Origin of the sequence: Hyalangium sp., assembly GCF_045802625.1 — a bacterium.
Lineage (GTDB): Bacteria > Myxococcota > Myxococcia > Myxococcales > Myxococcaceae > Hyalangium.
Window position 1 is genome coordinate 1 of sequence record NZ_JBJMQP010000045.1, and the last position, 5,236, is coordinate 5,236.

Genomic DNA, 5,236 nt, shown 5'->3' on the forward strand with positions numbered 1-5,236 from the left:
CACCTGATCCAGCAGCTTGAAGCTGCGCTTCTGGATCGTCGCCTTGGCGGTATCGAAGTAGACCTTGTCCTTGATCTCGAGCCGATCCTTCTGGATCTCGACGATCTGCTTCTCCTTCACCGGGCAGCCCTGGTTGTCCACCGGGCCCGGCTCCGTCGGGCAGTTGTCGCGGTGATCCGGCACCGTGTCGCCGTCCGTGTCCTTCGCCGGGCAGCCCTTCAGCTCGGCGATGCCGGGCTCGGCCGGGCAGGCGTCCACCGCGTCCTCGATGCCATCCTTGTCCGTGTCCGGGCAGCCCTGGAACTGCGCCACGCCCGGTACCGTCGGGCACTTGTCGTCCGGATCAAAGACCCCGTCGCCATCCGAGTCCTTCACCGGGCAGCCGTGCGCATCCACCCGGCCGCTCTGGCCCTGGCACGTGTCGTCGGCGTTCTTCACGCCGTCGTTGTCATCATCCAGCTCGGGGCACTCCTCGGCGGTGTGCTTGCCCCCCGCCACGCAACGGGGCGGCGTGTGCCCGTAGGCCAGCCCGAGCAGCGCGCGGAACGTCGGAGTGCCAGGCGCGTTGCCGAACGCCACGCCCGCCAACCCGTAGACCTCCATCGTGGTGCTCAGCGGCAGCCGCCCGCCGGCCAGCGCCTCGACCGTGCCACCCTGGCGCGAGAAGGGCACGGAGCCGAGGAGGTTCAGCTCGCCGCGGATCCCCTCGCCGGTGGTGGCCAGCACGCCGCCCAGGCGGAACTCGGAGCCGGTCTCGTCCTGGATGTTCTGATCCTGCACGAGCACGCGGGTCGAGCGCACCGACACGCCCGCGTCCAGGCCCGCGCGCAGCGCGCCGAACCGGCGGCCCACCATCACGCTGGGGATGATGCGCGGGGAAGCATCCTTCGCGAGCGAGGCGGCGCTACCCACCGGGAGGCCCACCTGCGCTCCCACGGCCAGATCCACGGGCTTCTCATCCTCCTGGGACAGCAGGCCCAGCCGCGCTCCCACGTACGGCGTGCCGAGCCCCGCTCCCGTGGAGGGCTTGTCCAAGCCGAACTGCGTCAGATCATCCCCGCTCTGCGTCAGCAGCAGGGGCACCTGCGCCGAGAGCTCCAACCAGTTGAAGACGCCGTACGCCGCCGCCAGGTGGCCCGTCACCCGGCCCTTCACCAGCGAGCCCACCTTCTCGCCATTGCGGAACAACGCGAGCGGATCATGCTGGTAGTGGCCCGTGAGGGAGAAGCGGTAGCCGCCGCGCGTGAGCACCTCGCCCGTACCCAGCACCAGGGAGCCGCCGCCGCTCGGGTTGAGCGTCAGGCGCTCCAGCTCGAGCTGGGGCAGGCCCTGAGGCTGCGCGAGCACGGTGGCGCTGATCAGCAGCGAGACGAGCGCCAGCGGACGCGCCAGCGCGAGCGGGGATCGCGAACGGCTCGCGCGGCGGGCGGCAACCGGTGGGCGGGCGAGCGGTGTGGCATCGAGCATGTCGTCTTCTTCCTACGATGGGCTCAGAGAGGGGGGGGCTGGGCACGGACGGATCCGCGCCCAGGACTCTCTGACGCGACTGGATGTGATACGCGCCACCCTCCAGCTTGCCACGAGTCGTCGAGTCTCCGACAATTTGGGGACTGACTCCCACCGCCGGTATTGACTGGGTGCGTCACAGGGTCTGGGCGGATCCATCGGATCAGGCCCCAAATCCCTGGCTGGCGGGGTGCTGCGTCCTGCGCCGATGTGCGCAGGGCTCCAGGCGCGCCCGCTCAGCCCATGAAGGCGGTGTGGCTGAGCACGCCGCGGCCAATGGCCATGATGCCGCCGGCGATGAGCGCCAGGGCCACCAGGACGGCGATCAGCGGCAGCACGTAGCCAGGGCTGGGGCGCTTGCGGTTGATCACCAGCAGCGCGTGGGTCACCGACACCGCGAGCACCATCATCACGATGTGGCCGATGAGCTGCGGATAGAAGCGCCCCATGGCCACCAGGATGAGGCCCAGGAGCGCCTGCAGATCGAGCAGCCCCGTGAAGATGGAGCCGAGCACACGCACGCCCTTGTCGACGGGGCGCTTCATCGCCAGCCCGGACGCGAAGTACGCCAGGGCCACGAGGCCCGCGAGCAGCACCAGATAGCGGAGCCCGGAGTGGGCCTGGAACAGGAAGTTCATGCCCCGCTCTTACTACCGGCAGCCGCGCCACGCACGGCCCTTCACGTGGGATCCGGCCGGGGCGTCCGGGGCGTGCCCTTGGGGAGCTCGGGCGGAGAGATGGTGCGCCGCGGCAGCTCGCCGGTGAGGCTGTGCAGGAACGCCACCAGCTCCTCCACCTGCGCGTCCGTCAGGCTCTGCCCGAGCTGGTACTTCGCCATCAGCCGCACCACCGAGGGCAGCTCCTCCACGGAGCCGTCATGGAGGTAGGGCGCCGTCTTCTCCACGTTGAGCAGCGTGGGGACGCGGAACTGCATCCGGTCCGCCTCGTCTCGCGTGGCCTCGTACCGGCCCTGATCCCGCGCCTCCGGGTAGGCCGTGGAGGCCCCCAGCTTCCGGAAGGAGGTGCCCCCCAGCGTCGGCCCGTCATGGCACGTCGCGCAGCCGGTGGTGACGAAGAGTGCCAGCCCTCGGCGCTCCTGCTCGGTGAGCGCGGCGTGCTCGCCCGCGAGGAACCGATCGAAGCGCGAGCGCGTGGTGAGCTGGCGCTCGAACGCGGCCAGGGCCTGCGTCACGTGGGCCAGCGTCACCGGCTGCTTCTCACCGGGGAAGGCCTCCTGGAAGCGCTGCACGTACTCCGGCATGGAGGTGAGCGTCGCCACGACGTGCTGATCGTCCGGCATGGCCATCTCGTCGCCGTCGAACAGGGGGGACTCGGCTTGGATCTCCAGGGTCGAGGCGCGGCCGTCCCAGAACTGCGCGATGTAGCCCGCCACGTTGTAGACGGTGGGCGAGTTGCGCTTGCCCTTCTGCCCTCGATGGCCCGTGGAGACGGGCTGGTGATCCACGCCGTAGGTGGCCAGGTCGTGGCAGGTGTTGCAGGAGATGTCGTGGTTCTTGGAGAGCCGCGCATCGAAGAAGAGCAGCTTCCCCAGCGCGATCCGGGCCTGGGAGTCCTTCTGCTTCGGGGTGGCAGGCCGCGCCAGGAAGGGCGCCACCAGCGCCTGGGAGTCCAGGGGCTCGGGCGTGGGAGAGACTGGCTCGGGCGTGGATGCCGCCGCTCGCAGCGCGAGCGCGCCCAGCCCCACCAACACGGCACGCCCGAAGGGGAGCTGGCGCCGGGTTGGCTCCTTCATGCACGCATCTCCCGTGTCATTCGAACCGCCCGCACCCTAGCAGTTTTCAGGACGGCTCAGGCTCCCAGCTTGAAGCTGGGCGGGTGCTCGGCCTCTCCGCGGCGGATCAGCTCGCGGACCACGGCCTCCAGTGCCTGGATGCGTCGGCCCGCGCGGCCTGGCGCCCAGAGCGCGGGGAGCTGAGCGCCCAGGAGCGGCACGGCCTGCTCCACGCCTCCCGCCTTTCCCTTCAGGGCTCGGGCCGCCGCCAGACGGATGTTCGCCGCGGGCCGCCGGGTGACTCCGTCACGCCACAGCAGATCCAGGGCATACGTGGTCCACACCGCGAGCACGTCGTCGGGTCGCAGGAAGGCCTCGAAGCGGGCCATCGCCGAGTCCCGCTCCTCACCCGCGCGGAGGGCCTCCTCCGGCAGCTCCGTGTGCAGCGGCGTGCTGCGCGCCAGGGGCTGGCGAGGAGCCAGGAGGGCCTCGAAGCGCTCGCCGGTGGAGGGGCGGCACGCGACCAGGTGTACCAGCTCGGGCGGGATACCCTCTTCGGTCGGGTGGGCGTTGGCCTCGGCATAGAGGAGCACGAGCCGGGAGAAGTCCTCGGCCAGCGAGCGCAGCTCCAGCGGTGGGCGCCAGGGCGACTTGTAGATGCGGCGGCGCGGAGGATCCTCGCGGTGGGCCCGGCTCTCGATCTGCGTGTCCACCATGAACTCGAAGGGGTTCAGCATGGCATCGAAGCGCGTGGGGTCTCCGCCCTCCAGCGCTCCGAGCACCTCCACCACGGCTTCGATGGTGGAGACGCAGTGATCCGCCGGCTCGGCGCGGATGCGGTAGTTGCTCGGGCGGCGGGGGGTGAAGCCGATGCGCGGGAGACTCGCCAGGAGCGGATTGCTCTTCACGACCTTCTTCGCCAGCGGCCAGGTTCCATCCACGACGATGAGCGTCTGGGGAGGGTGCGTGGCGGCCTCGGCCAGCGGCATGGCGTCCTGGCCGGGAAAGAGCACGGCCACCCGTCCCGGAGTCGCGGCGAGCGCCTCCAGCCGGGCATGGCCGGTGAAGTCCACGCCGATGTGCAGCTCGGAGTTGGGCAACGAGAGGTGGGCCATGCGGGCGGTGCCGATGGCCACACGCCGCTCGCGGGGGTGCTGGAGGAAGACCACGCGCGTACGAGTCTCCAGGCGCGGCAGGCGCGCGCAGTAGCACGTAGTCTCGGGGCGGCGGCAGCGCAGACAGACGGGACGCACGCCCCCGCTTTACGGCAGCCTGCCTGGGTCGGCAAGCAGGCATGCGGGAAGGCGGTTGGGCTCCCGGGCTGGGGAGGCTCGCAGGGCGCTCAATCCAGGAAGCGCCGATCCCAGCGTCGGGTCTCTTCCGTGGACTGGCCGAGCAGCCTCCTGTTGTCGGGCTCGTGGAAGAGACAGGGCTCCAGCACCCGCGCCAGCTCTCGGTAGGCCGGGAGCGTGTCACCGCGTTCCGTGTCTCCGGCCTCGGGCCATGCCCCCAGGGTGATGAGGACCTTGTCCCCCTCCATCTCCTGGACGGTGGTGCCGGGGCTGTGGAGCCGTGAGCGCAGCCCCTCGGCTCCTCCCAGTTGTCCCAGCGCCGGTTGCCCCAGGAACGTGAGCCAGTGCGGAGCTCTCACGCGAGTTCCTACGTCCCACGAGTAGCCACAGGGCGAGTCGTAGACGTCGATCCCCGGATAGCGAGACCAGTAGCGCGCCACCTCCCGCCGCACACCCACCAGATGGTACTCGGCGTTGAAAGTCAGCCCGCCATGCCCGGAGCACAGCGGGAGGGGCGCGGCCAGTTCCATGGCCAGTTCACGCACTCTGCCTGGGCCATGCTCTTCCAGGAACTCGGTGGGAAGCCAGAACATCGCCGCGCACACCGCGTGTGCCTTGTCCCACCCATGCCGAGATTCCAGATTCTTGCCCCAGTACTCGAAGCGGTACCGATTCTCGGAGGACTTGTCGGCCAACTGAATCATGG

Annotated in this window: 5 protein-coding genes; all 5 read right to left on the minus strand. The window is 70.2% G+C overall.

The genetic code is table 11. The features are described 5' to 3' along the window. Positions 1-1,467 (minus strand): thrombospondin type 3 repeat-containing protein (locus ACJ8AT_RS08610; RefSeq protein WP_407737160.1); only part of this gene is annotated, 1,467 nt, incomplete at its 3' end. Positions 1,468-1,742: 275 nt separating this feature from the next. Then, the gene (locus tag ACJ8AT_RS08615; protein WP_407737161.1) at positions 1,743-2,144 is read right to left on the minus strand and encodes a hypothetical protein; all 402 of its coding nucleotides are present in this window, start codon (positions 2,142-2,144) and stop codon (positions 1,743-1,745) included. Between the two features lie 41 nt (positions 2,145-2,185). Further along, entirely contained in the window at positions 2,186-3,259 is a 1,074-nt protein-coding gene (locus tag ACJ8AT_RS08620) for a cytochrome-c peroxidase (protein WP_407737162.1), read from the minus strand. 56 nt (positions 3,260-3,315) lie between these two features. Then, the gene (locus ACJ8AT_RS08625; protein ID WP_407737163.1) at positions 3,316-4,491 is read right to left on the minus strand and encodes a tRNA-uridine aminocarboxypropyltransferase; all 1,176 of its coding nucleotides are present in this window, start codon (positions 4,489-4,491) and stop codon (positions 3,316-3,318) included. Between the two features lie 89 nt (positions 4,492-4,580). Continuing rightward, positions 4,581-5,236 (minus strand): DUF3396 domain-containing protein (locus ACJ8AT_RS08630; protein ID WP_407737164.1); only part of this gene is annotated, 656 nt, incomplete at its 5' end.

What these genes read in the sequence shown, in the direction of transcription:
- ACJ8AT_RS08620 (WP_407737162.1), bottom strand. Translation starts at nt 3,259, where the DNA reads ATGAAGGAGCCAACCCGGCGCCAGCTCCCCTTCGGGCGTGCCGTGTTG.
- ACJ8AT_RS08615 (WP_407737161.1), bottom strand. Translation starts at nt 2,144, where the DNA reads ATGAACTTCCTGTTCCAGGCCCACTCCGGGCTCCGCTATCTGGTGCTG.